At 67.4% G+C, this 25,924-nt stretch carries 26 protein-coding genes; 14 read left to right on the top strand and 12 right to left on the bottom strand.

The genetic code is table 11. The features are described 5' to 3' along the window. Window positions 1-24: 24 nt before the first annotated feature. From C7H84_RS05395 to C7H84_RS05360, 8 genes are all read left to right on the top strand, one after another. Window positions 25-396 (top strand): MAPEG family protein, encoded by a 372-nt coding sequence (locus C7H84_RS05395; RefSeq protein ID WP_121857758.1) that lies wholly within the window; start codon window positions 25-27, stop codon window positions 394-396. 376 nt (window positions 397-772) lie between these two features. Next, the gene (gene glnH, locus C7H84_RS05390) at window positions 773-1,525 is read left to right on the top strand and encodes a glutamine ABC transporter substrate-binding protein GlnH (RefSeq protein ID WP_121857757.1); all 753 of its coding nucleotides are present in this window, start codon (window positions 773-775) and stop codon (window positions 1,523-1,525) included. Window positions 1,526-1,540: 15 nt separating this feature from the next. Further along, entirely contained in the window at window positions 1,541-2,248 is a 708-nt protein-coding gene (gene glnP, locus C7H84_RS05385) for a glutamine ABC transporter permease GlnP (protein ID WP_205611394.1), read from the top strand. Next, window positions 2,245-2,973 carry a glutamine ABC transporter ATP-binding protein GlnQ gene (gene glnQ, locus C7H84_RS05380; RefSeq protein ID WP_162999209.1) on the top strand — a complete coding sequence of 243 codons (729 nt, stop codon included), beginning with the start codon at window positions 2,245-2,247 and terminating at the stop codon, window positions 2,971-2,973. The genes glnP and glnQ overlap by 4 nt, the downstream gene beginning before the upstream one ends. A 20-nt stretch (window positions 2,974-2,993) precedes the next feature. Then, a complete protein-coding gene (locus C7H84_RS05375; RefSeq protein ID WP_121857755.1) occupies window positions 2,994-4,043 on the top strand; it encodes a C45 family peptidase in 1,050 nt (349 codons plus the stop codon). 15 nt (window positions 4,044-4,058) lie between these two features. Further along, window positions 4,059-5,393 carry an aspartate aminotransferase family protein gene (locus C7H84_RS05370; protein ID WP_121857754.1) on the top strand — a complete coding sequence of 445 codons (1,335 nt, stop codon included), beginning with the start codon at window positions 4,059-4,061 and terminating at the stop codon, window positions 5,391-5,393. 25 nt (window positions 5,394-5,418) lie between these two features. Next, a complete protein-coding gene (locus tag C7H84_RS05365; protein ID WP_121857753.1) occupies window positions 5,419-5,973 on the top strand; it encodes a carboxymuconolactone decarboxylase family protein in 555 nt (184 codons plus the stop codon). Between the two features lie 210 nt (window positions 5,974-6,183). Further along, window positions 6,184-6,993, top strand: coding sequence for an extensin (locus tag C7H84_RS05360; protein WP_121857752.1), 810 nt, complete (start codon window positions 6,184-6,186; stop codon window positions 6,991-6,993). Window positions 6,994-7,110: 117 nt separating this feature from the next. Here the strand turns inward: C7H84_RS05360 and ahpF are convergent, their stop codons facing one another. Both ahpF and ahpC read right to left on the bottom strand, forming a co-directional pair. Then, the gene (gene ahpF / locus C7H84_RS05355; protein ID WP_121857751.1) at window positions 7,111-8,709 is read right to left on the bottom strand and encodes an alkyl hydroperoxide reductase subunit F; all 1,599 of its coding nucleotides are present in this window, start codon (window positions 8,707-8,709) and stop codon (window positions 7,111-7,113) included. Window positions 8,710-8,837: 128 nt separating this feature from the next. Then, window positions 8,838-9,401, bottom strand: coding sequence for an alkyl hydroperoxide reductase subunit C (ahpC, locus tag C7H84_RS05350; protein ID WP_121857750.1), 564 nt, complete (start codon window positions 9,399-9,401; stop codon window positions 8,838-8,840). A 339-nt stretch (window positions 9,402-9,740) separates the two neighbouring features. Here ahpC and C7H84_RS05345 point away from each other — a divergent pair, with 339 nt between their 5' ends. Genes C7H84_RS05345 through C7H84_RS05335 form a run of 3 tightly spaced genes read left to right on the top strand, consistent with a single transcriptional unit; the run spans window position 9,741 to window position 12,713 of the window. Next, complete coding sequence (locus C7H84_RS05345) at window positions 9,741-10,694, top strand: ABC transporter substrate-binding protein (protein WP_121857749.1); 954 nt, start codon at window positions 9,741-9,743, stop codon at window positions 10,692-10,694. 2 nt (window positions 10,695-10,696) lie between these two features. After that, window positions 10,697-12,001, top strand: a complete 1,305-nt coding sequence (locus C7H84_RS05340) for a cation:dicarboxylase symporter family transporter (protein WP_121857748.1) — start codon at window positions 10,697-10,699, stop codon at window positions 11,999-12,001. Window positions 12,002-12,011: 10 nt separating this feature from the next. Further along, window positions 12,012-12,713, top strand: coding sequence for an amino acid racemase (locus tag C7H84_RS05335; protein ID WP_121857747.1), 702 nt, complete (start codon window positions 12,012-12,014; stop codon window positions 12,711-12,713). 57 nt (window positions 12,714-12,770) lie between these two features. Here C7H84_RS05335 and C7H84_RS05330 read toward each other — a convergent pair whose 3' ends face one another. The 4 genes from C7H84_RS05330 to C7H84_RS05320 form a co-directional block, all read right to left on the bottom strand. Next, window positions 12,771-13,136: a type II toxin-antitoxin system VapC family toxin gene (locus C7H84_RS05330; RefSeq protein WP_121857746.1), complete on the bottom strand. Its 366-nt coding sequence runs from the start codon at window positions 13,134-13,136 to the stop codon at window positions 12,771-12,773. After that, on the bottom strand, window positions 13,130-13,306 hold the full coding sequence (locus tag C7H84_RS36230; protein ID WP_162999208.1) for a hypothetical protein: 177 nt from the start codon (window positions 13,304-13,306) through the stop codon (window positions 13,130-13,132). Before C7H84_RS36230 ends, C7H84_RS05330 begins: the two co-directional genes overlap by 7 nt. After that, window positions 13,300-13,518 (bottom strand): CopG family transcriptional regulator, encoded by a 219-nt coding sequence (locus C7H84_RS05325; RefSeq protein ID WP_121857745.1) that lies wholly within the window; start codon window positions 13,516-13,518, stop codon window positions 13,300-13,302. The genes C7H84_RS36230 and C7H84_RS05325 overlap by 7 nt, the downstream gene beginning before the upstream one ends. Before the next feature lie 118 nt (window positions 13,519-13,636). After that, window positions 13,637-14,530, bottom strand: a complete 894-nt coding sequence (locus C7H84_RS05320; RefSeq protein WP_121857744.1) for a LysR substrate-binding domain-containing protein — start codon at window positions 14,528-14,530, stop codon at window positions 13,637-13,639. Between the two features lie 187 nt (window positions 14,531-14,717). On the opposite strand from C7H84_RS05320, the gene C7H84_RS05315 reads away from it, so the two are divergent. From C7H84_RS05315 to C7H84_RS05305, 3 genes are read left to right on the top strand one after another with little or no spacing between them, the layout of a single operon-like run. After that, window positions 14,718-15,884 (top strand): branched-chain amino acid ABC transporter substrate-binding protein, encoded by a 1,167-nt coding sequence (locus tag C7H84_RS05315; RefSeq protein ID WP_121857743.1) that lies wholly within the window; start codon window positions 14,718-14,720, stop codon window positions 15,882-15,884. A 15-nt stretch (window positions 15,885-15,899) separates the two neighbouring features. Beyond that, window positions 15,900-16,439 carry an L-2-amino-thiazoline-4-carboxylic acid hydrolase gene (locus tag C7H84_RS05310; protein WP_121857742.1) on the top strand — a complete coding sequence of 180 codons (540 nt, stop codon included), beginning with the start codon at window positions 15,900-15,902 and terminating at the stop codon, window positions 16,437-16,439. Then, window positions 16,432-17,688, top strand: coding sequence for a Zn-dependent hydrolase (locus C7H84_RS05305; protein ID WP_121857741.1), 1,257 nt, complete (start codon window positions 16,432-16,434; stop codon window positions 17,686-17,688). The genes C7H84_RS05310 and C7H84_RS05305 overlap by 8 nt, the downstream gene beginning before the upstream one ends. A gap of 59 nt (window positions 17,689-17,747) precedes the next feature. Here the strand turns inward: C7H84_RS05305 and C7H84_RS05300 are convergent, their stop codons facing one another. The 6 genes from C7H84_RS05300 to pgaB form a co-directional block, all read right to left on the bottom strand. Next, window positions 17,748-18,584: a cytochrome c gene (locus C7H84_RS05300; RefSeq protein ID WP_121857740.1), complete on the bottom strand. Its 837-nt coding sequence runs from the start codon at window positions 18,582-18,584 to the stop codon at window positions 17,748-17,750. A 264-nt stretch (window positions 18,585-18,848) separates the two neighbouring features. Next, complete coding sequence (locus C7H84_RS05295; RefSeq protein WP_121857739.1) at window positions 18,849-20,153, bottom strand: hypothetical protein; 1,305 nt, start codon at window positions 20,151-20,153, stop codon at window positions 18,849-18,851. After that, entirely contained in the window at window positions 20,153-21,976 is a 1,824-nt protein-coding gene (glmS, locus tag C7H84_RS05290) for a glutamine--fructose-6-phosphate transaminase (isomerizing) (protein ID WP_121857738.1), read from the bottom strand. The genes C7H84_RS05295 and glmS overlap by 1 nt, the downstream gene beginning before the upstream one ends. 116 nt (window positions 21,977-22,092) lie before the next feature. Then, the gene (locus tag C7H84_RS05285; RefSeq protein ID WP_121857737.1) at window positions 22,093-22,581 is read right to left on the bottom strand and encodes a Biofilm PGA synthesis auxiliary protein PgaD; all 489 of its coding nucleotides are present in this window, start codon (window positions 22,579-22,581) and stop codon (window positions 22,093-22,095) included. Beyond that, a complete protein-coding gene (gene pgaC / locus C7H84_RS05280) occupies window positions 22,559-23,830 on the bottom strand; it encodes a poly-beta-1,6-N-acetyl-D-glucosamine synthase (RefSeq protein WP_121857736.1) in 1,272 nt (423 codons plus the stop codon). Before pgaC ends, C7H84_RS05285 begins: the two co-directional genes overlap by 23 nt. Then, window positions 23,827-25,920 (bottom strand): poly-beta-1,6-N-acetyl-D-glucosamine N-deacetylase PgaB, encoded by a 2,094-nt coding sequence (pgaB, locus tag C7H84_RS05275; RefSeq protein ID WP_121857735.1) that lies wholly within the window; start codon window positions 25,918-25,920, stop codon window positions 23,827-23,829. Before pgaB ends, pgaC begins: the two co-directional genes overlap by 4 nt. Between the last annotated feature and the right edge of the window lie 4 nt (window positions 25,921-25,924).

Raw genomic sequence — 25,924 nt, 5'->3', positions numbered from 1 at the left:
TGTAATCATAAAGGAGGAGACTGGATGACGACGTCCCAGCTGTGCCTGTTCATCGTCGCGCTGCTGCCGTTCCCGATGACGTTCCTGGCCAAGGCCCGCAAGGGCTACGACAACCACACGCCGCGCGAGTACCTGGCGAAGCTCGAAGGCTGGCGTGCGCGGGCGCAGGCCGCGCACCAGAACGCGTGGGAAGCGTTCGCGCTGTTCACCGCCGCGCTGGTGGTCGCATGGCACAACGGTGCGAACGCGCACCACGTCGACCAGCTCGCGATGGCGTTCGTCGCGATTCGCGTCGTGTACGCGCTGATGTATCTGCTGAACTGGGCGACGCTGCGTTCGCTCGTGTGGTCCGGCGGGATGGCCTGCGTCGTCGCGCTGTTCTTCGCGACGCCGTGACGACGGAGTGAACCCGTGACGCCCGCGCCGGCTCGTGCGTGCGGGCACCAGCGGCACCAGACGGCCGCAACAACAGTCGCGCACACGGCGCCATCCGCGCCATCCGCGACTTCAGGCGCCACCGCGCGCGCCTGCCCGCATTTTCTGCACGGCGTCCCCGCTCCATCCCCTTTCCTCCGATCAATCCCGCCCGTTCCGGCTCGGGTTTGTCTCGATGCATTTTCCTGTTGCGCATTTTTTTGTTGTCGTAGTATCCGTGTTGACAACACTTGTTGCACTAAGGTCTAATTCGACATCGCATGTTGCGGTGCGGCTTGATGTCGTCGGTCCCCGGCCAGCCGGCCGGGTACATCGCTCAATCATGCGGAGAAATGCCATGAGTCGCCGTTCCTTCCTGAAAGCCGTCGCGGTCGCTGCCGCGCTCGGCGCCAGCATCGCGCACGCGGACACCAAGACGCTCGTCGTCGGGACCGACACGTCGTTCATGCCGTTCGAGTTCAAGCAGGGCGACAAGTACGTCGGCTTCGATCTCGACCTGTGGGCGGAGATCGCGAAGGACCAGGGCTGGAAGTACACGATCCAGCCGATGGATTTCGCGGGCCTGATTCCGGCGCTGCAGACGCAGAACATCGACGTCGCGCTGTCGGGGATGACGATCAAGGAAGAGCGGAAGAAGGCGATCGACTTCTCCGCGCCGTATTACGACAGCGGCCTCGCGGCGATGGTGCAGGCCGACAACACGTCGATCAAGTCGATCGACGACCTGAACGGCAAGGTGATCGCCGCGAAAACCGGCACCGCGACGATCGACTGGATCAAGGCGCACCTGAAGCCGAAGGAGATTCGCCAGTTCCCGAACATCGACCAGGCGTACCTCGTGCTCGAGGCCGGCCGTGTCGACGCGGCGATGCACGACACGCCGAACGTGCTGTTCTTCGTGAACAACGAAGGCAAGGGCAAGGTGAAGGTCGCGGGCCAGCCGGTCAGCGGCGACAAGTACGGGATCGGCTTCCCGAAGGGCAGCGCGCTCGTGCCGAAGGTCAACGCGTCGCTCGTGAAGATCAAGGCCGATGGCCGCTACGCGCAGATCTACAAGAAGTGGTTCGGCGCCGAGCCGCCGAAGATGTGAGCGTGATGGCGCAACATGGCGCGGCCCGGCGGCCGCGCCGGTCTTGAATCGAACGGGGAGCGACACGTGAATTTCGATTGGTCGGCGATCTGGGCGGCGTTGCCGGACCTGATGGACGGGGTCCGCTTGACGGTGTTCATCGCATTGTTCGGGCTGGTGGGCGGCTTCATCGTCGGGATGATCGCGGGCATGTTCCGCGCATACGGACCGAAGGCGATGAACGTGCTCGCACAGGTTTATATTGAATTGATCCGCGGCACGCCGATCGTCGTGCAGGTGATGTTCCTGTACTTCGCGCTGCCGCTGCTCGCGCATATCCGCATCGACGGCCTGACGGCCGCGATCATCGCGATCACGGTGAATTCCGGCGCGTATCTCGCGGAAGTGGTGCGCGGCGCGCTGCTGTCGATCCCGAAGGGGCTGACGGAAGCGGGGCTCGCGATGGGGTTGTCGATGCCGCGTGTGCTGCTGAAGATCGTCGGGCCGCTGGCGTTCCGGCGGCTGATTCCGCCGCTCGGCAACCAGTGCATCGTGAGCCTGAAGGACACGTCGCTGTTCATCGTGATCGGCGTCGGCGAGCTCACGCGCAAGGGGCAGGAAATCATTGCCGGCAATTTCCAGGCGGTTGAAATCTGGAGCGCGGTGGCCGTCATCTACCTGCTGCTGACCGGCGCGATGACGCTGACGCTGCGGCTCGTCGAAAAGCGGATGAGGATCTTATGAGCATGATCGAATTCCAGAACGTGTCGAAGAGCTTCGGCCATGTACCGGTGCTGAAGAATATCGACCTGAAGATCGACGCGGGCGAGGTGGTCGTCGTGGTCGGTCCGTCGGGCTCGGGTAAATCGACGATGCTGCGCTGTATCAACGCGCTCGAGAAAATCTCCGGCGGCGAGCTGCTGGTCGACGGCCAGAGCGTGCGCGGCAACGCGACGACGATTCGCAACATCCGGCTCGAAGCCGGCATGGTGTTCCAGCAGTTCAACCTGTTTCCGCAAATGACCGCGCTCGAGAACGTGATGTTCGGGCCGATGCAGGTGCGTGGCGCATCGCGTGCCGATGCGCGCGACCAGGCGATGGCGCTGCTGGACAAGGTCGGTCTCGAATCGCGCGCGAATCACTACCCGTCGGAGCTGTCCGGCGGGCAGCAGCAGCGCGTCGCGATCGCGCGTGCGCTGGCGATCCGGCCGCGGCTGATGCTGTTCGACGAGCCGACGTCGGCGCTCGATCCGGAATTGCGTCACGAAGTGCTGAAAGTGATGCAGGATCTCGCGACCGAAGGGATGACGATGATCGTCGTCACGCATGAGATCGGCTTCGCGAAACGGGTCGGCACGCGGCTGTTGTTCATGGATCAAGGCGGTATCGCCGAGGACGGCCACCCGGTCGAGCTGATCGACCGGCCGCCGACACCGCGCCTGAAGGATTTCCTGAAACACGTGTCCTGAACCAGATCGACTCATCCGACATGCCGCTTTCCCTTACTCCCGTCATCGCCGGCGCGCCGTTCGACATCGGCGTGCGCCTCGGCGAGCTTGCCCGCCCCGTGTTCGATACGTACATGCAGCAGAGCGGCGCATGGCAGGCCGTGCGCCGCTGGCGCGGCCATCCGTTCGTCGCCGCGCTGCGGCAGGCCGCGCTGGCCGCGTACCCCGAGCTCGTCGCGGAACTGGACGGGATCGCGGCCGGTGTCGGCTGGCCGGCCGAGGACATCTTCCTGTGGAATTGCCGCGGCGAACTGATCCACAACGCACCGGACGGCTGCACGACGCTCGCCGCGCGCGATGCGCACGGCACGCGCTGGATCGCGCACAACGAGGACGGCGATCCGTACCTGCGCGAGCGCTGCCTGCTCGTCGACGTGCAGCCGCAGGGAAAGCCCGGCTTCATCAGCTTCTATTACCCGGGCTCGCTGCCCGGGCATACGTTCGCGGCGAACCGCGCGGGCATCGCGCAGGCGATCAACAACCTGCGGATTCGTACGCCGGCGGTTGGCGTGCCGCGGATGATCCTCGCGCGCGCGGTGCTCGACGCGACGTCGCTCGACGCAGCCGCCGACGTGCTGCGCACGCATGCGCGCGCGAGCGGCTTTCACCACACGCTCGGCGCGACCGGCGATTCACGCGTGCTGAGTATCGAGGCGAGCGTCGCGCGCTGTTCGGTCGTCGATGTCTCGCAACTCAGCGGCCACGCGAATCATCTCGTGCATCCGGGCTGCGACGCGGAAGCGCAGATCGTCACGCAGTCGTCCGCCGACCGTCAGCGGCGCGTCGATGCGCTGACACTGAACATCGACGCGATCGACGAAGCCGCGCTGCTGCGCGTGCTCGGCGATCGCGCACCGGAAGGGCTGCCGATCTATCGCGACGATCCGGCCGACCCCGACGACGAAAACACGCTGGCGACCGCGGTGTTCGCGATTAGCGACGCCGCGATCGACTTCACCGTTCATCAACACGGCACGCAGCGCTTTGCGACACGCATCGTGCCGTCCGCGTACGCGCCGAGCGCGTCCTGATCCATGAGGCAACGCATGACGACCGTTTTTCATCGCGCACCGCGCGCCACCTTGCCCGTCGCAGTCGCAGGCGACGGCATCGAAATCATCGATTCGACCGGCAAACGCTATATCGACGCATGCGGCGGCGCGGCCGTTTCGTGTCTCGGCCACAGCAACCAGCGCGTGATCGACGCGATCAAGCGCCAGGCGCAGCAACTGCCGTACGCGCATACGTCGTTCTTCACGACCGAGGTGGCCGAGGAACTGGCCGACCGGCTCGTCGCGGCCGCGCCGGCCGGGCTCGAACACGTGTACTTCGTGTCGGGCGGCTCCGAGGCGGTCGAGGCCGCGCTCAAGCTCGCGCGCCAGTATTTCGTCGAGAAGGGCGAACCGCAGCGCCGCCATTTCATCGCGCGCCGCCAGAGCTATCACGGCAACACGCTTGGCGCGCTCGCGATCGGCGGCAACGCATGGCGGCGCGAGCCGTTTCTGCCGCTGCTGATCGAAGCGCATCACGTAAGCCCGTGCTACGCGTATCGCGACCAGGCGGCAGGCGAGACCGACGAAGCGTATGCACAGCGCCTTGCCGACGAGCTCGACCAGAAGATCGTCGAACTTGGCGCGGAGAACGTCGCGGCATTCGTCGCGGAAACGGTGGTCGGTGCGACGGCCGGCGCGGTGCCGCCGGTGCGCACTTACCTGAAGAAGATTCGCGCGGTGTGCGACAAGTACGGCGTGCTGCTGATCCTCGACGAAATCATGTCGGGGATGGGGCGCACCGGTTACCTGTTCGCATGCGACGAAGACGGCGTCGCGCCCGACCTGCTGACGATCGCGAAAGGGCTCGGCGCGGGCTACCAGCCGATCGGCGCGACGCTGGTCAGCGACCGCATCTACCGCACCATCGTCGACGGCTCGGGTTTCTTCCAGCACGGCCACACGTATCTTGGTCATGCAACGGCCTGCGCGGCCGCGCTCGAAGTGCAGCGCGTGATCGCCGAAGAGAAGCTGCTCGACAACGTGAAGGCGCGCGGCGAGCAACTGCGTGCGTCGCTGCGCGAGCATTACGCCGCGCATCCGCATGTTGGCGACGTGCGTGGCCGCGGGCTGTTCGTCGGCGTCGAACTCGTGCGAGATCGCGACAGCAAGGCGACGTTCGATCCCGCGCGGAAGCTGCATGCGGCGGTCAAGCGTGAGGCGATGCAGCGCGGCCTGATGGTGTATCCGATGGGCGGCACGATCGACGGCGTGCACGGCGATCACATCCTGGTCGCGCCGCCGTTCGTGTGCACCGCGCAGCAGGTCGACACGATCGTCGAACGGCTGTCCGGCGCGATCGACGCGGCACTCGCGTCGGCCGGCGCGTGAACCCCGACCTCACCGAATTGTCACCATGACAGACAGACTGCCTCCCTTTGATCCCGCGTCGGCCACCGACGAGCAGAAGGCCGTGCTCGCCGAGATCCTCAGCGGCCCGCGCGGCAACCTGAACGGGCCGTTCCTCGGCTGGATCGCGAGCCCCGAGCTCGCGCAGCATGCGCAGCGGTTGGGCGCGTTCTGCCGCTATCGCACGGGTTTGTCGCTGCGGCTGTCGGAGCTCGCGATTCTCGTGACGGCCGCGCGCTGGCGCTCGCAGGCCGAGTGGCACATCCATCATCCGATCGCGCTCGACGCCGGCGTGCCGGCGGCGACGGCCGACGCGATCCGGCGCGGCGTCGAGCCGACGTTCGAATCGGACGACGATGCGCTGATCCATGCGTTCGCAACCGAGCTGTACGACACACGGCGGGTGAGCGACGCGACGTTCGCACGCGCGCAGGCGCGTTTCGGCCACGAAACCGTCGTGAACCTCGTCGCGCTGCTCGGCTATTACGCGCTCGTGGCGATGACGCTGAACACGTTCGGGATGCGCGCGGACGGACAAACCGATTTGCCGTTTCCGGAATAGGCGCCGCGTGCGCGTATCGGTGAGATCGTCCGCCCGCTGGGCGGAAAGCGGACGGGGTCGAAGCGCCCGAAAACGGGGTCGGCGGCGCGGCCCTGCACGGCCTGCGGCGAACTGGGTCGACATCAATGCAACGAAATGTATTCGTATGGCATTGACGGCGATCCCACGCGTATGATCGCTTGTTCACGTCGATTCGATCGGTGAGCAAGCATGACCCGTACTCGTAAAACCTTGATGATCGCCGGCGGACTGCTGGTTGCCGCGGCAGGCAGCGGCTACGTGATGCTCCTGCGTGCGGACCACCGCGCGATCGCGGAGGCCGGCATCGGCGACTCCGCCACCCCTCCCGCCGCCGTAGCGGCCCCGAACGACGGCCATACCGCGCAAGGCTCGATCGCGCCGCCTGCGGCGGCTGCCGTGCCGTCCGCGCATGTGGACGACGCCGTGCCACAACAAGCGGCCGTGCCGCCGCGTGCCGTGGCTGCCGCGCCGGCATCCGCTGCCGTCGTGCCGGTGATCGCCGCGCAGGCGCGCCCGGCGAAACCGAGCGCGCCTCCGCCCACCGTCCACGTCGTGACGGTCGAGCCGGAGGATGCGACCCCGGCGAAGACGAATTCCCCGCAGCCCGTGCAAGCGCCGGTACAAGCCCCCGTGCAAGCGGCGCAGCCCGTGCGCTCGGCACCGCCGGTTCAGGCGGCCCAGGCGAGCCGGCCGAGCCAGCAGCCGTATCAGTCGCCGCAGCACGCGGCTCGCAAGCGCGACGGGCTCGACCGGCATGCCGCAGCGGCGCCCGCGATGAAAGCCGAAACCCCCGAAACCGCTGAACTCGTGCGCGAATCGGCGAAGCTCGATCCGTCGTTGCCGCCGCCGCAATACGTCGCGCCGGTGAGCGGCGAACGACCGCGCACGTCGGCCGGTGGAAACTCGGTGGCCGCCGCGATGACCGAGCAACTGGTCAGGCAGTCGAGCAGCTTCAAGGCATCCGCGCCGGCGAATGCTAGTCCGGCCGTCTCACAGTGAGAATCGGGGCGCCGCGCTCGCGCCGCGCCGCTTTACGTCGGATGAAAAAGGACCCCGCACGCCGACCAGGGCGTGCGGGGCCAAGAGAGACGAACCTGTGCGGTGTGTCGCCGCGCGTTACGCGGCGAGCGCTTCTTCGGCCTGCGGCGCGTCGGCCGCGGCCGGCGTTGCGTCCTGCCGGATCAGGTAGTCGAACGCGCCGAGCGACGCCTTCGCGCCTTCGCCCACCGCGATCACGATCTGCTTGAACGGCACCGTCGTCACATCGCCGGCGGCAAACACGCCCGGTACCGACGTCGCACCGCGTGCGTCGACGACGATCTCGCCGTGCTTCGACAGTTCGACCGTGCCCTTCAGCCATTCGGTGTTCGGCACGAGGCCGATCTGCACGAACACGCCTTCGAGTTCGACCCGCTGCGTTTCGCCCGAGCGCAAATCCTTGTAGACGAGCCCGTTCAGCTTGCTGCCGTCGCCGGTCAGCTCGGTCGTCTGCGCCTGCGTGACGATCGTCACGTTCGGCAGGCTGCGCAGCTTGCGCTGCAGCACCTCGTCCGCGCGCAGTTGCGCGCCGAACTCGACGAGCGTGACTTCCTTCACGATGCCGGCCAGGTCGATCGCGGCCTCGACGCCCGAGTTGCCGCCGCCCACCACCGCAACGCGCTTGCCCTTGAACAGCGGGCCGTCGCAGTGCGGGCAGTACGCGACACCGCGGTTGCGGTATTCGCGCTCGCCCGGCACGTTGATTTCGCGCCAGCGCGCGCCGGTCGCGAGAACGATCGTCTTCGCCTTCAGCACCGCGCCGTTCGCGAGACGGATCTGGTGCACGTCGCCCGGAATCAGCGCGTCGGCGCGCTGGACATCCATGATGTCGACGTCGTACTGCTTCACGTGCTGCTCGAGCTCGGCCGCGAACTTCGGCCCTTCGGTTTCCTGCACCGACACGAAGTTCTCGATCGCCATCGTGTCGAGCACCTGGCCGCCGAAACGCTCGGCGACGACGCCCGTCGCGATGCCCTTGCGTGCGGAGTAGATCGCCGCGGCCGCGCCTGCCGGCCCGCCGCCGACGATCAGCGTGTCGAACACCGGCTTGTTCTCGAGCGACTTCGCGGCGCGTTCGCTCGCGCCCGTGTCGAGCTTCGCGAGGATTTCCTTCACGCTGCTGCGGCCCTGGCCGAACGATGCGCCGTTCAGGAACATCGTCGGCACCGCCATGATCTGGCGCGCTTCGACTTCGTTCTGGAACAGTGCGCCGTCGATCGCAACGTGACGGATGCGCGGGTTGATCAGCGACATGACGTTCAGCGCCTGCACGACTTCCGGGCAGTTCTGGCACGACAGCGAGAAATACGTTTCGAACGCGTAGTCGCCGTCGAGCGCGCGGATCTGGTCGATCACGTCGTCGTCGAGCTTGATCGGATGGCCGCCCGTCTGCAGCAGCGCGAGCACGAGCGACGTGAATTCATGGCCCATCGGAATACCGGCGAAGCGGATGCCGGCCGGCTTGCCGGGCTCGCCGATCGAGAACGACGGCTTGCGTTCGGCGTCGTCGCGGCGTTCGGTCACGGTCACGCGCGACGTCAGCGACGCAATCTCGTTCAGCAGCGCAAGCAGTTCCTGCGATTTCGCGCTGTCGTCGAGCGACGCGACGAGTTCGATCGGGCGCGTGATCTTTTCGAGGTACGCTTTCAGTTGGTTCTTGAGATTGGCGTCGAGCATGGCGTTTCGGATTCCGTATTGATTGGGCTGCTCGGGCACGTCGTGCCGGAGGAGGGCGCGGGCCGCGGGAGGCGGCGGCCCGGCTGGGTGCGGGTGGCGCGCCTCGTGCGAGGCGCGCCGGGCGACCCTTAGATCTTGCCGATCAGGTCGAGCGACGGGGTCAGCGTTTCGGCACCCGGCGTCCACTTGGCCGGGCACACTTCACCCGGGTGCGCCGCGATGTATTGCGCAGCCTGCACCTTGCGCAGCAGCTCGCCCGCGTCGCGGCCGATGCCGTTGTCGTGGATTTCGCACAGCTTGATCTCGCCTTCCGGGTTGATCACGAACGTGCCGCGCAGCGTCATCCCTTCTTCCTCGATCAGCACGTCGAAGTTGCGCGACAGCGTGAGCGTCGGGTCGCCGATCATCGGGTACTTGATCTTGCCGATCGTGTCCGACGTGTCGTGCCATGCCTTGTGCGTGAAGTGCGTATCGGTCGACACACCATAGATTTCGACACCCAGCTTCTGGAATTCCGCGTAGCGGTCGGCGAGGTCGCCCAGCTCGGTCGGGCAGACGAACGTGAAGTCGGCCGGGTAGAACACGACGACGGACCACTTGCCCTTGAAGTTCTCTTCGGTCACGGTCACGAAATCGCCGTTGTGGTATGCGGTTGCCTTGAACGGCTTGATTTGGGTGTTGATGATCGGCATCTTGCGGGTTCCTTTGCTTGGGTGTTGATGAAGTGTTGCCAGTATCCGGGTTCACCCTCGGGTTGTGAAATTGCTTGTTTCAATCCAGGGCATCGGGAATTCCTATCTGCTTCCGGCCCCTGTTCCGGCGGGGCTTCGGGCGGGCTTCGGGCGGGGCTTCCCGCGGGCCCGTGCCATCCGGGCCGGGTCTTCCGGCCGATTTCGGCCGCGGCGCGCTTCTGACACATTGGGCGTGCGGGGGGCCGGCGCCGGGCAACGGTGCGGCGCCCCGCGCAAGGGCCCGGCGCGCGTTCGCACGAACGGCAGCGCGGTCGTTCGACTCTCTTCGCTCACTGCGCCATGAACGTCTCTTCCGGACGCGCCGCGCGCGCGCTGCTTGCGTGGTTCCGCGGCATCCTTCCCCGGCGCCGATGCGCCGTGCATCCAACCATGCGCGGCGCGGGCTGCGCGCTCATTGCCGCGTGCTGTGCCGTACCGGCGCTGGCCGTCGACCCATACATCCCGACGACGCCGCCCGCCACCACGTCGACCGGCCTCGTACCGATGCCCGACGGCAGGCTGCTCGCGCCGGAGTTCGCGCGCATCGCCACGCGCGGCACGCTCGTCGTCGCGGTGCTCGGGGTCGATCAGCCGCCGTTCTTCATGTCGCGCAACGGCGCGCTGGCGGGCGTCGACATCGATCTCGCCGACGCACTCGCGAAGAAGCTCGGCGTGTCGGTGCAGTTCGACCGAGACGCGCGCACCTTCGACGACGTCGTTCGTCTTCTTGCGACGGGGCAGGCCGACGTCGCGATCAGCAAGCTGTCGCGTACGTTGCCGCGGGCGCAGACGATCCGCTTCAGCACGCCGTACATCAGCCTGCGGCGCGCGCTGCTGATCAACCGCGTCGGCTTCGCGGAACTCGCGAAAGGCCGGTCGCTGCCGGAAGTCGTGCGCGACTACCGCGGCACGATCGGCGTCGTCGCGGGCTCGGCGTACGCCGAATACGTGCGCAACGACTTCCCGGCCGCGCAGGTGCGCGCCTATCCGAGCTGGCCGGCGACGCTCGACGCGCTGAACGGCGGCGCGGTCACGGCCGTGTATCGCGACGAGCTCGCCATCAAGCTCGTGATGCACGACGACTCGACCGCGCCGATCCGGCTGCGCGTGGCGACCTTCGACGACCTCACCGATGCGCTCGCCATCGGCGTGCCGGTGTCCGAGCCGACGCTGCTCGCGTTCGTCAACCAGTTCCTGGCCGAGCGCAACAAGCGGCTCGACGTGAAATCCCTGCTCGATGCGATGGGCCATTGACCATGAACATGAACGAGACCATCCGGATCGCGCCCCGCATCGAGCGGCTGCATGCGTTCGCGATCCATCCGCTGACCGTATTCGGCAGCCTCGCGCTCGGCATCGTGGCGGGCGTGCTGTGGCCCGCTGCCGCACCGAAGTTCGACTACGTGGGCGAGGTGTACGTCGGCCTGCTGAAGATGACGGCGCTGCCGTTCATGACGGCGGCCGTGATCTTCAGCCTGCAGCGGCTGCTGCGCGACGGCAGCGCGTCGGATCTCGTGATGCGCGTGATCGCGATCTTCGGCTGCGTGTCGGTGTTCGTCGTGGTGGTCGGCGCGGTCGTGCTGGTCGCGATGCGGCCGGGCGAGCACCTGTCGAACGCGACGCTGAAGGCGTTCGGCGCGCTGGTCGGCAGCGACGGCGCGGCGAGCGACACCGTGATGACGCTGTACGGCACCGATCCCGCGGAGAAGTCGTCGGGCCTCGCCGACATGCTGATCGCGCTCGTGCCGGGCAACTTCTTCGCGGCGCTGGCAAGCGGCGACACGCTGAAGGCGCTGGTGTTCTCGCTGTTCTTCGGCTTCGCGTCGGGGCGCGTGCCCGCGAGCATCTCGTCGGCGCTGAGCCAGACGCTCGAGACCGTGTATTTCACGTGCCAGAAGATCATGCACTGGCTCGCGTATCCGACGCCGATCGTGCTGTTCTGCGGCGGCGCCGCGCAGATCGGCACGTCGGGGTTCGGGCCGCTCGAGGCGATGGTCCGCTTCGTCGCGGCGTTCGCCATCGTCGCGCTCGTGCTGATCGTGGTGGCGATCGTCGTGATCTGGAAGCGCTCGGGCACGACGCTGGCCGGGACGCTCGCCGGCTTGCGCACACCCTTCGCGATGGCGCTCGCCACGCGCAGCAGCGTGGCCTGCATGCCGAGCATGATCGAGTGCCTGGCCGACGGATTCGGCTTTGCCCGCGCGCGCGTCGAGCTGGTCGTGCCGCTCGCGGTGTCGCTGCTGCGCATCGGCCCGATGGTCTATTACGCGAGCGCGACGCTGTTCGTCGCGCAGCTCTACGAGCGCTCGCTCGGCCCCGGCGAGCTGTGCGTCGTGCTGGTCGCGTCGGTGCTCGCCGGATTCGCGTCGACCGGCACGTCGGGCGTCGTGACGGTGTCGCTCGCCGGCATGGCGTGCGCGGCGCTGCACCTGCCGTTCGAGGCCGCGTTCGTGCTGTTCGCGGCGGTCGATCCGTTCTGCGAGATATTGCGCACGCTGTTGCTGGTGATCGGCAACGCGGCCGTCGTATCCGCAATCTGCGCGCGGCCGCCGCGCGCGTGAAGGAGGCATCATGGCGCTCGTCGGCGTATTGGGCGGAATGGGACCGCTGGCCACGGTCGACTTCATGCATCGCGTGATTCGCCTCACGCGTGCGCGCTGCGATCAGGAACACCTGCCGATGCTCGTCGCGAACCTGACGCACACACCCGATCGCTCGTGCGCGATCGTCGACGGCGGCCCCGATCCGCTGCCGGCGCTGCTCGACGGCGTCGCGTTGCTGAACCGCTGCGGCGTCGACGTGATCGCGATCCCGTGCAATTCCGCGCATCACTGGTATGCACCGCTACGCGCGCACAGCGTGGTGCCGATCCTGCATATCGTCGATGCGTCGGTGGCCGCGCTGCCGACCGGTGTGCGGCGCGTCGCGGTGCTGGCCACCGGCGGCACGCTGGTGTCGGGCTTCTACCAGACGGCGCTGCGGGCGCGCGGCTTCGAGCCGGTGGTGCCGGGCATGGCCGCGCAGCGCGACATTGCCGCGTGCATCGTGGCCGTCAAGGCGGGGAAGATCGAGGCGTCGGTGCGGTGCCTGTCACGTGCGCTCGCGACGCTCGCGCGGCGCGACGTGGGCGTCGCGGTGATGGGCTGCACGGAAATTCCGATCGCCGCGCGTGCATTGCGCGATGCGCCGTTCGCGCTGGTCGACAGCACGCAGGAACTCGCGCGCGCGACGGTCGCGTATGCGGCCGAGCGCGGCTGGGGGCGAGCGGTGTGACCTGCGGCGGCAACGAGGCGGGCGGAAGTCCGTCACGCATGACGGACTCCGCGCGCGCTAGATCCGATAGGGCGCGCGCACACCCGGTTCGGTCACGGGGAAATCCTTCGTGTTGCGCGACACGAGCAGCAGGCTGTTCACTTGCGCGGACGCCCAGACGATTGCATCGGGCAACCGAATGCGGCGTTCCTTGCGAATCGTTACAGCGCGATTCGCGACCGTGCCATCGAGCGGGATGATGTCGAACGACGACAGCCACGTGCGGATCGCCGCGTCGTCGCGGTCCGTTGCACCGACCAGGATTTCCATCCAGGTCACGATGCTGATCGCCCGGTAGTCGTAGCGGGCCAGCTCCGTGCGCGCGGCTTCCACGCCACCGAGATAGTCGATCAGGATGTTGGTGTCGAAGAGAGCGTTTACCATTCCGCGCGCAGCGCCTCCTGATAGGCGAGCCCGTCGAGCGCACGCGATTCCCAGAGCCCGAACGTGGCGTCGGTGCGAGACGGCTGGCGCTGCACGACGCGAGCGTCGGCCGGCAGCAGGCGGACCGGATATTCGGCCGCGCGAGGGGTGTCGATGAGTGCTTTTACCATTCCGAACGCAGAGCCTCCTGATAGGTGAGCCCGTCGACCGCACGATCCTTCCAGAGGCCGAACACGGTGTCGGCATGCGATCGCTTGTGCTGCGCGATATACGCGCCGATCGCATCGCGAATGATCGCAGCGCGAGGGCGTTGCTCAGTCTCGACGATGGCGGCCAGCTCGTCGAGCTGGCCGTTCGACAGATCGATCAGGATGCGGCTCATGACACTCTCCGATATATGATATGCATATCATATATACATGCGCGCCCGTCCGCAAGGCACCGAGATGCCGCACGGGCCGGGCGATGCGAACGGCGCTTCGTGCCCACCGTGGCCGGGCTTACGCCGCCATCCGCCGCAGCCACTCCGCGAGCCGCCGCGCGCCATCCGGCATGTCGGCATCCTCGCGCGTGCACAGGTAGTAGTCGCGGCCATCGTCGAGCGCGTGGTCGAACAGCTTCACGAGTTCGCCGCTGGCCAGTTCGCGTTCGACCAGCGGCGCGCGCAGCAGCGCCGCGCCGAGATCCGCGCGCGCGGCGCTCAGCGTCAGTTGCCCGTCCTCGAACATCGGCCCCACCGCATGCGACACGTGCCGCACGCCGGCGCCCTGCAGCCAGTTGACCCAGGTGCTGCGATCCTCGTCGTGCACGAGCGGCGCCCGCGCGAGCTCGGCCGGCGTGCGGAACGGCCCGTGGCGCTTCAGGAACGACGGGCTGCACATCGGCACCATCGCGCCCGGCAGCAGCCGCTCGCAGCGGTAGCCCGGCCAGTCGCCGGTGCCGAAGCGGATCGACAGGTCCGACGCGTCGCTTCGATAGTTGCGGTGATGCGCATACAGCACGGTCACGTCGACGTCGGTGTTGTCGGCGAGAAACGCGTGCAGCCGCGGAATGAACCAGCCGATGCCGAGCAGCGGAATCAGGCTGATCGTGATCTGCCGCAGCGACGACCGGTCGCGCACGAAGCGCGTCGCGCTGCGCAGCACCGAGAACGCGGCGCTGATCGAGCGGTAGTAGTCGCGCCCTTCGTCGGTGAGCGCGAGCAGCCGGCCTTCGCGCACGGTCAGCGGGGTCTGGATGAACGCTTCGAGCAGTTGCAGCTGATGGCTGACCGCGGACGGCGTGATGTCGAGTTCCTGGGCGGCCGCGGTGACCGAGCCGAGACGTGCGAATGCCTCGAACGCGCGGACGGCGCGCAGCGGCGGATCGTGCGGCAATTGTTCGATATTTTTCATGTGTCGAATTTTATCGAAAAATCAGGGTAAGCGACAACATCAAAATATCCATTATTTACAGGCGACTACGTTAATGTGTCGGGAATCGCATAAGCATCCAACAATTGAGTATTTGGGGCGCGGATGTCGAATCTTTAATATTTTTCATGTTTTGATCCCCCTCGCCGATACCCGCCGATACCCCCACATGAAAATCGCTTTCCTTTCCGCCAGCCTCGCATTCTCCGCGGCCACGCTGATCGCCGCCGTTCCCGCCCACGCGCAGTCCGCGCCGCAGACGATCCTGATCGGTCTCGCCGCGCCGCTCACCGGCCCGTCCGCGCGGATCGGCAAGGACCTGCAGAACGGCGCGCAGCTCGCGATCGACGACGCGAACGCGAAGCATCCGAGCATCGGCGGCAAGCCGGTCGTCTACAAGCTCGTCGCGGCCGACGATCAATCCGACCCGCGCACGGCCGTCGCGGTCGCGCAGCAGCTGGTCGACCAGCACGTGATCGGTGTCGTCGGGCACTGGAACACCGGCTGCAGCGTGCCGGCGTCGCGCGTCTACCGCGATGCGGGCATTCCGCAGATCGCGCCGGCCTCGACCGGCCACCAGTACACGCAGCAGGGCTACGCGACGGCGTTCCGCATCATGGGTCACGACGATGCGGGCGGCAACTTCACGGGCGCCTATGCGGTGAAGACGCTGAAGGCGAAGCGCATCGCGGTGATCGACGATCGCACGTCGTTCGGGGCCGGGCTTGCGGACCAGTTCATCAAGGGCGTGCAGGCGAACGGCGGCGCGATCGTCGATCGCCAGTATGTGAACGACAAGACGACCGACTTCAGCGGCGTGCTGACCGCGATCAAGAGCAAGCGCGCGGATCTCGTGTTCTTCGGCGGACTCGACGCCCAGGCCGCACCGATCGCGCGCCGGATGCGCCAGCTCGGCGTGAACGCGCCGCTGCTCGGCGCCGGCGGGTTCGTGAGCCAGACCTTCCTGTCGCTCGCCGGCAAGGACGGCGACGGCGTGACCGCGCTCGAACCGGGCCTGCCGCTCGACCGGATGCCGGGCGGCAACGCGTTCGACACGCAATACCGTGCACGCTTTCACGCGGCGATCGAACTGCATGCGCCGTTCGCATACGACGCCGCCGCCACGCTGATCGCCGCCGCGCAGAAGGCCGGCACGACGCAGCCGGCGAAGCTGGTCGCGGCGGTGCGCGCCACCGATCGGCGGGGCGTCACGGGCCGGGTCGCGTTCGACGGCGAAGGCAACCTGAAGGACCCGGCGTTCACGATCTACCAGGTGCGCGGCGGCAAGTGGACCGTCGTCGACGTGCTCGGCGGCGCGCGCACTGCAACCCAATAACGACGGAGGCACCCCATGACCGACACGACTCACGAATCCGCCGCGGCGCCCGAGGACACGCGCCTCGGCATCCTCGCGCGGCGCCGCATCGAAGCGGAAATCATCAAGCCGATCTACGAGATCATGAAGCGCGAATTCGGCACCGAGCGCGCGCAGGCCGTGATCGCGGAAGCCGTGCGCGGCGCGGCCGTCGACGCGGGCCGCACGTTCGCCGCGCAGGAGCCCGACGGCACGAGCGTGCGGTCGTTCATCGCGCTGCAGGTGCTGTGGGAAAAGGACGATGCGCTCGACGTCGAGGTGCGCCGCGCGGACGACGCGCATTACGACTACGACGTGCATCGCTGCAGCTACGCGGAGATGTATCACGCGATGGGGCTCGGCGAGATCGGCCACCTGCTGAGCTGCGCGCGCGACAGCTACTTCATCGAGGGTTACGACCCGCGCATCGCGCTCACGCGCACGAGCACGATCATGCAGGGCGGCAAGCGCTGCGATTTCCGCTATGCGCTGCAGGCGAAACCGCACGACGACACGCCGGAGGCCGGCAATGCGTGACGACCTCGCTGGTGCGCCGCGCGTCGATGGTGCACGCCTGTGGGCGTCGCTCGAACGGATGGCGCAGATCGGCGCGACGCCGAAGGGCGGTGTGTGCCGTCTCGCGCTGACCGACCTCGACCGCGAATCGCGCGACCTGTTCGTGCAGTGGGCGCGCGACGCCGGTTGCACGGTGCGGGTCGACCGGATGGGCAACGTGTTCGCGCGCCGCGCGGGCCGCAATCCCGACGCCGCGCCGGTGATGACGGGCTCGCACGCCGATTCGCAACCGACCGGCGGCCGCTACGACGGCATCTACGGCGTGCTCGGCGGCCTCGAGGTCGTGCGCGCGCTGAACGATGCGGGCGTCGAGACCGAGCGCCCGATCGACGTCGTGATCTGGACCAACGAGGAAGGCTCGCGCTTCGCGCCGGCGATGATCTCGGCCGGCGTGTTCTCGGGCGTCTATCCGCTCGAATACGGGCTGTCGCGCACCGATGGCGCGGGCAAGACGATCGGCGAAGAACTCGCGCGCATCGGCTATGCGGGCACGGAGCCCGTCGGCGGCTATCCGGTGCATGCCGCGTACGAACTGCATATCGAACAGGGTGCGATTCTCGAACGCGCGGGCAAGACGATCGGCGTCGTGACGGCCGGGCAGGGGCAGCGCTGGTACGAAGTGACGTTGACGGGCGTCGACGCGCACGCGGGCACGACACCGATGGAATTCCGGCGCGACACGCTGGTGGGCGCCGCGCGGATGATCGCCTTCGTCGATGCGCTCGGCCGCCGCCATGCGCCGCATGCGCGCGCGACGGTCGGGATGATCGAAGCGCGGCCGAATTCGCGCAACACGGTGCCGGGTGCGTGCTTCTTCACGGTCGAATTCCGCCATCCGAGCGATACGGTGCTCGACGAACTCGATGCGGCGCTGCGTGCGGAACTGGCGCGCGTGGCGGACGACACCGGGCTTGGCGCGCGGATCGAGCAGATCTTCACGTATCCGCCGGTGCCGTTCGCGCCGCGTTGCATCGACGCGGTGCGCGACGCCGCGCAGGCGCTCGGGCTGTCGCACATGGACATCGTGTCCGGCGCGGGTCACGACGCGTGCTATGTCGCGCGCGTCGCGCCGACCGGCATGATCTTCGTGCCGTGCGTCGACGGATTGAGCCACAACGAGGCCGAGGCGATCACGCAGGAATGGTCGACGGCGGGCGCCGACGTGCTGCTGCGCGCGGTGCTGCAGAGCGCGCAGGAACCGGGCGCCTGATGCGCGCCTGACTCATCGGCCTGACCCGGCGGCCTGACCCGCCGGCCTTCTTGCTGGCTTTACTTGCCGGCCTTGCGTCGCGCCATGTACGCGAGGTAGGCAACGATCTGGTCGAGCTCCCGGTCGCTCAATTGATCGGGCGGGAACGCGGGCATCACGCGGCCCGGCCAGTCGCGCACCGATGCCGGATTGCGGATGTAGCGGCGCAGCGCGGCAGGCTGGAAGTAGTCGACCGGATTCATCGGCGTGTTCAGGTCAGGCCCGGCCTGGCTGCTGCCCGCACCGTCGATGCGGTGGCACGCGAGGCATTGCGTGACGAACAGCCGCTGGCCCGCGCGGGCCGGATCGGTCGCCGGCAGTGCCGCATCGACGGCGAGCGACGGCCAGCGCGCGAGCGGTGACGATTCGATCGTGATGCGCACGATCTGGTACGGCCACTGCTCGCCGCGCACCGACGACGCGTCCGGCCCCACCCACACGAGATAGAACGGCCCCGCGCTGACCGGCTTGCCAGGCAGTTTCGGCCACGGATGCGCGGGATCCTCGATCGCGAGCCATGCGACGGCGCCGGCCGGCGCGCGGCGGCGCGCAAGAGCCAGCGGCAGTTGCGCGGCGAAACCGTCGGCCGCGCGGGTTTCGAGCACGCCGTCCGCCGGCAGCGGTGTGTCGCCGAGCAACGCGGCGAACGGCACCGCGCGGAACGTCATCGGCCGGCCGTACGCGATGTCGCGCGGCACGTGGATGTCCGTCGCGTCGGGGCGGCCGAGCAGCGCCTGCCGCGTCAGCAAGCGCGGCGTGCCGTCGGTCTGAAGCTCGAGCGTGCCCTGCGCGAATGCGCGCGTGGCGATCAGGCACACCGTCAGCAGCAACAGCGAAAACCACTGGCGCTTCAGCATTCGTTCTCCGTGAAAGGGGGGGCGGCGGCAGGCAGGGTCGCGCCGCGGCCGGCCGAAGGAATCGGGCGACAGTCTATACGGTACGGGCGGTGCTGGCGACCCGGGCGCGGCAGCAGCGTAACGGCCGGGATCAGCTCTGTGAGCGGTGGCCTGCGCGGCAGGCCGGTCGCACGGATGCGTGCACGAACGATCGCGTTGCGCGATCGGGCAGCGTCAGATCGGCGCCGCGGCGCTCGCGTGGATCAGGCACGATTGGCGTCGCCGTCAATGGCTCTGACACTGCGCGTCGCCTTTCGGTAAAGGCGCTTCCCGCGCCGTGTCGAAATCGGCTTCGCGCGCGCCGGTGGGCGTCAGCGACACGAAATGCATCGTGCCGCCGCGTGCCGGAAACGCGGCGATGCCGGTCGCGCCCCACGGAATCGGCGAACGCTGCACGCCGGTGACCGACATGCCCGTTGCCGTCAGCGTCAGCGTCAGCAACCGCCCGTCGCGGGTCGGCACGTACGCATGCGCGCCGTCGACGCCGATCCCCGACTCGCGCACCGATGGCGGCAGGCAGTCGAGCGTGGCGATGCGGCGGCCGTCGGGACCGATCAGCATCGCGACGCCGCGGTTGTCCGCGGTGGTCGTGACGACGATGAAGCGGTCGACCGCGGGCACGTACGCGGACGAATAGACGTAGTACTGGATCGCGTCGTTCAGCGGCCCGTGCTTGTCGAGCTTCGCCGTGAACGGATCGAACATCGCATATTCGAGCGTCGCGTCGGTGCTGCCTTCGATGTATTTCTGCCAGACCAGCAGCGCACGGCGCGGCGAGCCCGCGACGATGGGCCACCATTCGCGGCGATGCGATGCGACCGGCACATGATTCAGCACGCGTCCGGCCGCATCGTAGGTTTTCACGTACACGCCGTTGCCGCTGCCGAGATTGTCGACGCCGCCGCCGTCGACCCAGTCGGCGGAGTAGAACACGACGAAGCGCTCACCCACCGTGGCGACGTGTCCGGAATGACCGCCCGATTCGACGTCGTGCGGATACGGCTTGATCGGCTTCAGGTTGCGTCGGTAGACGCCGTATCGCTGGCTGACTTCCTGCGGCGTGTCCCAGCCGTCCTCGAACGTGACGAAAATGTCGCCGCGCCCGTTCTGCGCGATCGACACGGGCTCCTGCGCCTCCGGCCGGCTGATGAACGGGCGCACGTGCGTCAGTTCCGGTTTGCCGGGCTGCCATTCGCCCACGTACACGTCGTGCGACCAGCTGCCGCTGCGCATCGCGCCGCGCGGCGGCAGACCCGAGCTGCTGAAGAATACCCAGCGCTTGCCGTCGCCGGCATCGGCCACGCCGATGCCGTGCATGAAGCGGCGCGGATCGCCCGTGTCCTTGTCGCTGGCAGGCGACTCGGCGGGGGCGTCGATCGTGACCGTGTGCACGACCGGCGCGACGGCGGGCGCCGCGATACAGCCCGTGCCGTAGCCCGCGCCGAAGATCGTGGCGGCGGCGAGCCGCGTCGCCGCGCGCAGGGCCGGGCGCGATCGTATCGCACCCGGCAACCGCACTGGTTGCGCCATCATTCGACCGTGACGGATTTCGCGAGATTGCGCGGTTTGTCGACGTCGGCACCGCGTGCACGGCCGACGTGATAGGCCAGCAACTGCAGCGCGATCACGTTGACGATCGGCGACAGATCGTCGCCCGATTCGCGCACGCGGATCAGGTGCGTGTCGCGGTCGGCATCGATCTCGAGTTGATGGCCCGCGAGCACGTAGAGCCTTCCGCCGCGCGCGCGGACCTCCGCCATGTTGGACTTCAGCTTCTGGAACAGGCGGTCGTCCGGCGCGATCGTGACGACCGGCATCGCGCTCGTGACCAGCGCGAGCGGCCCATGCTTCAGCTCGCCGGCCGGATAGCCTTCCGCGTGGATGTACGACACTTCCTTGAGCTTCAGCGCGCCTTCCAGCGCGATCGGGTAGTGAATGCCGCGGCCGAGGAACAGCGCATTCTCGGTCCGCGCGAACTTCGCGGCCCAGCCCATGATCTGCGTTTCCAGCGCGAGCGCGTGGCCGATGCGCTCCGGCAGTTCGTGCAGCTTCTTCAGGTGCATCGCGACTTGCGCGGCGTCGAGCCGACCGCGCTGCTGCGCGAGCGTCAGCGTCAGCAGGAACAGCGCGACGAGCTGCGTCGTGAAGGCCTTGGTCGACGCGACGCCGAGCTCGATGCCGGCGCGCGTCAGGAAGCAGAGCGGCGCGGCGCGCGCGATGGAGCTGGTCGCCACGTTGCAGATCGCCAGCGACATGTGCTGGCCCATCCCGCGTGCGCGCTCGATCGCGCCGATCGTGTCGGCGGTCTCGCCGGACTGCGAGATGCCGACCACCAGCGTGCGCGGATCGGGCACGGTATCGCGGTAGCGGTATTCGCTCGCGATTTCGACCTGCGCCGGGATCCCCGCGATGCTCTCGAGCCAGTATTTCGCGGTCAGCCCCGCGTAGTAGCTGGTGCCGCAGCCGAGCAGCAGCACGCTCTTCGTCTTCGACAGCAACGCGCGTGCGCTGTCGCTGCCGCCGAACAGCGCGGGCGAGATCGTGTCGATGCCGTCGATCGTGGCGGCGATCGCCTTCGGCTGCTCGAAGATCTCTTTCTGCATGAAATGCTGGTAAGGGCCGAGCGCCGCGTCGTCGTCGCGTGCCTTGACCTCGCACAGCGGACGCTTGGCCTCAGAGCCGACCGAATCGACCACGTCGATGCGCTCCGGCGTGATCAGCGCGACGTCGCCGTCCTCCAGATAGACGAAGCGGTCGGTCAGGTCGCCGAGTGCCGCGCAGTCGGACGCCAGATAGTTCTGGTCCGCGCCGATGCCGATCACCAGCGGCGAGCCGGCGCGCGCGGCGACGAGCCGCTGCGGTTCGACCGCACTCAGCACCGCGATCGCATACGCGCCGTGCAACCGCTTGACCGCGCGGGTCACCGCATCGAACAGGTCGTCGCGATACACGCTGTGGATCAGGTGTGCGATCACCTCGGTGTCGGTCTCGCCGCGAAACGTGTAGCCGCGCTGCCGCAGTTCGGTACGCAGCTCGTCATGGTTCTCGATGATCCCGTTGTGCACGACCGCGATCGTGTCGCCCGACATGATCGGGTGCGCGTTCATTTCCGACGGCGCGCCGTGCGTCGCCCAGCGCGTGTGCGCGATGCACGTCTGCCCGTCGAGGCCAAGCGTCAGCACGCGATCCTGCAGGTCCGCCACACGCCGCAGCGTGCGTTCGCTGCGCAGGTGCCCGTCACGCAGCACGGCGATGCCGCACGAATCGTAACCGCGATATTCGAGCCGGCTCAGTGCCTTGACCAGTTGCGGCACTTGATTGTTCCGGCCGCTTGCTCCGACGATTCCGCACATGATTCACCTCGTCTACAGGAAGTTTTGTGGCTGGCGCGCGGCGCGCGCCAGCACGATTTGAGGAGCGTTGCGGCGCCGCGGCATCCGTCGCGCACGGCGCTGCATGTCTCCGGTGATCACTCGCGGGGCTGCGGCCCCGTATGCGCCACCCATTCGATGCCCGAGATCGAGCCGTTCGCATCGTGCGACGCGACGAGGATGCGCGACGTGCGCCGCGTGCCGCGCCGGCGGTCGCCGACGAGCGCGGTCGGCGGCACCGAGCGCACCTTCACGCTGGCCGAGCGCCGCAGTATCTTCGACACGCGCAGCCGGTACGCGAATGGATGCACGACGCGCCCCGCGATCAGCCATGTGACGATCGTGCCGGCGATCAGCGCGATGCTGGTCACGTAGAACACGATCTGCTCGATCGGCATCTCGGCCTCGTTGAATGGCAGCAGGTAGCGGTACGTATAGATGCAGATCGATGCCCACACGCCCCCGACCAGCGCGGGCCGCACGAGGCGGAACCACGCAACGAGCACGGGACCGACGAGATTGCCGCGTTCGGCAATCATCTCGCGCGGCGCGCGCAGGGAAAGGTCAATAATCGGCGCGTTCTTCATGTTGAATGCCTCGGTCGGGACTGACCCACACGGCGCGCTTGCCGCGGCCCCGCAATACGACGGCGGGCAGGGCCACGACGGTGGTGATCATGGTGATCAACCAGAACGCCACGGGGTACCAGATGGTGTCAAGGAAGTACATCAGGAGTTTTTCGTCGTAACGACGATCGATCATGCTGCCGATGATCAGCTGCAGGATGCAGGTTGCGACCAGCAGCATCCCGTGCCAGTGCGGCACCACGGACACATGCCAGGTCGGCGGAAGCGGATAGAAGACGTCGATCACCGCGAGCAGCAGGATGAACGACATCGAGTACGCCCATGCGATGCCGATCAGGTACTCGACGAACAGCGGCCACATCATCATCTGCGTGGGCCGCATGAGCGTGCCCGCGTACTTGAGCAGTACCTGGATGCCGCCCTTCGACCAGCGCAGCCGCTGCCGGTAGAGCCCCTTCACCGTCTCGGGCATCAGGATCCAGCTGAGCGCGTGCGGCTCGTAGACGACACGCCAGTCGCGGCACTGCAGCTTCCAGCTGATGTCGATGTCCTCGGTCAGCATGTCCGAGCTCCAGTAGCCGACGTCGGCGAGCGCGGTCTTGCGAAACATCGTGATCACGCCCGACACCGTGAAGATGCGGCCGTACACCTGCTGCGTGCGCTTGATCAGCCCGACGATCGACGAGAATTCACCGACCTGCATGCGCCCGAGCAGCGACGTGCGCGTGCGGATGCGCGGGTTGCCCGTGACCGCGCCGACGCCCGGATCGGTCAGGAAATGCTCGAGCATCCAGCCGATCGCGTCGTGCCCGAGCAGCGCGTCGCCGTCGATGCACAGTAGATATTCGGCGTTCGACACGGCCGCCGCGGTAGTGAGCCCGACCGCCTTGCCTTCGTTGCGTGCGTGATGGATCACGAGCAGGCGCGGGATCTCGACCGCCAGCTCGTTCAGGATCTCGCCGGTGCGGTCCTTGCTGCCGTCGTTGACCGCGATGATGTCGTAGTTCGGGTAGTCCATCGCGTTCAGGTGACGGATCACACTGCGCGCGTTCGAGGCCTCGTTGAAGCACGGCACGACGATCGAGACCTTCGGAATTCCACTCGACGCGATCGTGCGCGTCGACAATACGCGACCCTCCTCGAGCAGGAAGTAGTGCACGACCCCGCCGATCATCCATAGATACGACATGAAGAATGGATAGTAGAAGACGAAGTCCTGCAGACGCTGGATGATGCTGTGGGAGTTCATGGTGTCTTGGTTCCCTGCGGACGCTGCATTTGCATCAGAGCGTTGATGGAGGTGGGATCGAGGCGTGACTTCAGCGACATCACGTCGCGCATCGCCTCGAGCTCGGGCTGGCCGTTCAGGAAGTTGTCGGGGTAGTAGCCGAAATTCACCGCGCCCTCGCTGCGCAGCCGCCGCATCTGAGAGAGGAGCGTGGCCGCCGGCACTTGCTTTTGCGCATGCCAGTCGTACGACTGCAGCTCGAACACGGTATGGTGCAGCCCGCGCTGCTTCGCGCGAACCGCCTTCACGAGCTGATCCAGCCAGCCTTCGGGATCCTTCGCCTGCTCCATGTACGGCATCGCCATCAGCGCCACGTAGTCATAGGTTGCAAGGAAGTCGTCGTAGTTCTGCGCGTACCACGCTTCCGATTCCGGCTTGAGCACCGGCAGCGCGAAGATGTTGCGCGCGGTCAGCACGTCGCCCGCGTTCTGGTGAGCGAGCACGATCTGTTCCAGCTGTTTCGTCAGGTCGATCAGGTAGCGCGACTTCTGGCGCGTCCAGCGCTTCATCAGTTCGGGGTTCTCACGGATCTTGCCGACGTCGGCCGGCAGCCCCCACTGCGAATACACGCGCAGCGCATGCCGGCCCGCGTCCTCGTAGTCGTCGAGCACCGCATCGTCGCTGAACAGGATTCCGCTGAACGACGCGTGCTTGCTGAGATCCTCATAGACCTGCTGAATCATCAGCCGTGCGTCCGGATCGAACGGGCTCAGCCGGAACACGCGCGTGCTGTTCTCGCGGGCCGGTGCGCCGCCGTATGCGCTCACGGCCTCGAGCCCGCGCAGCTTGTCGGCCGGCGGCCGGAACGCGAGCACCGGCATCCATGCGTACACCTGCACGTTGGCGCGCGTGTTCAGCTGCCACGCGGCGCGCGAGAACAGGTCGGCGCGCATCGGCAGGTGCCGGTTCGGGAAATACACCGCTTCGGCCACGCCGGTTCCCTTCGGGTCCGCATACGCCTGCAGGTACACCGATTTCGGCTGCATCCGGTAGATGCGCTCGATCAGCTTGCCGAGATTCGCTTCCTGCCGCGCGGGATCGGGATCGTAGACCTGATCGAGATCGACCTGCACCGTGCGCTCGGGCACGTCGACTTCGCCGCGGTTGGACGCCGGCTCGCGCATCGAGCGTTCGAACCCGCCGATGTCCACGTCGTACATCAGCAGGATCCGCCTCAGCCGGTCCATCGGGACGTCCGGCGTATTCGGGCCGGCGTCGAGGCTGAACTGGACACCCATCCCGAGCGATGTCGATATCTGGCGCACGGGCTGATTTTCCGCGCCGTATGGCCACACCATCGAGCGTGCGACGATGCCCGTGCGTTCGCGGATCTGCCGCACGCATGTCTGCAGGTCGTCGTGCACGCGTGCGTGGAATTCGGCGTCGGTTTCATAGCGCTTCTGGTCTTGCAGGTAGAGATGCGACGTGGTCGCCGGCAACTCGTTGCCTTGCGGATTCGCGACCGCGCCGTGGTGGAGATTGTGGGTGTGGCAGCCGAGCTCGACGAATTCCGACTGGCCGAGCTTCTTCACCTCGTCCCACGACAGGAAGTACTCGCGCGGGACCTGGACCTTGTCGCTGATGCGGATCGGCGTATTCGGCGGTGTATCGATCCATGCGGTGACCAGGCCCATCACCGCCGGATACTTGAAGCGTTCCAGCAGCGGCAGCACTTTCGTGTAGTGGCTGCGAAAGCCGTCGTCGAACGTGAGCAGCACCGAGCGCGGCGGCAGCGGCTTGCCGCCGCGCCGCGACTCCTCGATCTGCTTGACCGTGATCGTGTGGTAGTTGTTGGTCTGCAGCCACGAGAAGATCGCGGTCAGCGTGCCGGTATCGACCGCGAACGGATCGATGATGGCCGACGGCGACGAGAACGACGCCATCAGGTTGTCGCGCACGTCGTGCAGGCAGATCACGCGAAACGTCTTGCCGTCGGCCGGATCGGACGGCGGCAGCAGGTCGATCATCTTGGCGTTGGACACGCCGGGGAACAGCGAACAGGCGGTAAATGCGCCCAGGCATCCACACATGAAGGTCCGTCTGGATTGCATTACG

Source organism: Burkholderia sp. Nafp2/4-1b, assembly GCF_003635165.1.
In the GTDB taxonomy this organism is placed as follows: Bacteria; Pseudomonadota; Gammaproteobacteria; order Burkholderiales; family Burkholderiaceae; genus Burkholderia.
Note: the sequence above shows the minus strand (reverse complement) of the source record. Positions and strands in the feature narration are given on the sequence as shown.

Coding starts and splice junctions, on each gene's coding strand:
- C7H84_RS05320 (WP_121857744.1), bottom strand. CDS start 14,530: ATGAAAAATATCGAACAATTGCCGCACGATCCGCCGCTGCGCGCCGTC.
- C7H84_RS05310 (WP_121857742.1), top strand. CDS start 15,900: ATGACCGACACGACTCACGAATCCGCCGCGGCGCCCGAGGACACGCGC.
- pgaB (WP_121857735.1), bottom strand. CDS start 25,920: ATGCAATCCAGACGGACCTTCATGTGTGGATGCCTGGGCGCATTTACC.
- C7H84_RS05295 (WP_121857739.1), bottom strand. CDS start 20,153: ATGGCGCAACCAGTGCGGTTGCCGGGTGCGATACGATCGCGCCCGGCC.
- glnH (WP_121857757.1), top strand. CDS start 773: ATGAGTCGCCGTTCCTTCCTGAAAGCCGTCGCGGTCGCTGCCGCGCTC.
- pgaC (WP_121857736.1), bottom strand. CDS start 23,830: ATGAACTCCCACAGCATCATCCAGCGTCTGCAGGACTTCGTCTTCTAC.
- C7H84_RS05345 (WP_121857749.1), top strand. CDS start 9,741: ATGAACGTCTCTTCCGGACGCGCCGCGCGCGCGCTGCTTGCGTGGTTC.
- ahpC (WP_121857750.1), bottom strand. CDS start 9,401: ATGCCGATCATCAACACCCAAATCAAGCCGTTCAAGGCAACCGCATAC.
- C7H84_RS05300 (WP_121857740.1), bottom strand. CDS start 18,584: ATGCTGAAGCGCCAGTGGTTTTCGCTGTTGCTGCTGACGGTGTGCCTG.
- C7H84_RS05375 (WP_121857755.1), top strand. CDS start 2,994: ATGCCGCTTTCCCTTACTCCCGTCATCGCCGGCGCGCCGTTCGACATC.
- glnQ (WP_162999209.1), top strand. CDS start 2,245: ATGAGCATGATCGAATTCCAGAACGTGTCGAAGAGCTTCGGCCATGTA.
- C7H84_RS05370 (WP_121857754.1), top strand. CDS start 4,059: ATGACGACCGTTTTTCATCGCGCACCGCGCGCCACCTTGCCCGTCGCA.
- C7H84_RS05340 (WP_121857748.1), top strand. CDS start 10,697: ATGAACATGAACGAGACCATCCGGATCGCGCCCCGCATCGAGCGGCTG.
- glmS (WP_121857738.1), bottom strand. CDS start 21,976: ATGTGCGGAATCGTCGGAGCAAGCGGCCGGAACAATCAAGTGCCGCAA.
- C7H84_RS05365 (WP_121857753.1), top strand. CDS start 5,419: ATGACAGACAGACTGCCTCCCTTTGATCCCGCGTCGGCCACCGACGAG.
- C7H84_RS05305 (WP_121857741.1), top strand. CDS start 16,432: ATGCGTGACGACCTCGCTGGTGCGCCGCGCGTCGATGGTGCACGCCTG.
- C7H84_RS05395 (WP_121857758.1), top strand. CDS start 25: ATGACGACGTCCCAGCTGTGCCTGTTCATCGTCGCGCTGCTGCCGTTC.
- C7H84_RS36230 (WP_162999208.1), bottom strand. CDS start 13,306: ATGGTAAAAGCACTCATCGACACCCCTCGCGCGGCCGAATATCCGGTC.
- C7H84_RS05325 (WP_121857745.1), bottom strand. CDS start 13,518: ATGAGCCGCATCCTGATCGATCTGTCGAACGGCCAGCTCGACGAGCTG.
- C7H84_RS05360 (WP_121857752.1), top strand. CDS start 6,184: ATGACCCGTACTCGTAAAACCTTGATGATCGCCGGCGGACTGCTGGTT.
- C7H84_RS05285 (WP_121857737.1), bottom strand. CDS start 22,581: ATGAAGAACGCGCCGATTATTGACCTTTCCCTGCGCGCGCCGCGCGAG.
- C7H84_RS05335 (WP_121857747.1), top strand. CDS start 12,012: ATGGCGCTCGTCGGCGTATTGGGCGGAATGGGACCGCTGGCCACGGTC.
- C7H84_RS05315 (WP_121857743.1), top strand. CDS start 14,718: ATGAAAATCGCTTTCCTTTCCGCCAGCCTCGCATTCTCCGCGGCCACG.
- ahpF (WP_121857751.1), bottom strand. CDS start 8,709: ATGCTCGACGCCAATCTCAAGAACCAACTGAAAGCGTACCTCGAAAAG.
- C7H84_RS05330 (WP_121857746.1), bottom strand. CDS start 13,136: ATGGTAAACGCTCTCTTCGACACCAACATCCTGATCGACTATCTCGGT.
- glnP (WP_205611394.1), top strand. CDS start 1,541: ATGGCGCGGCCCGGCGGCCGCGCCGGTCTTGAATCGAACGGGGAGCGA.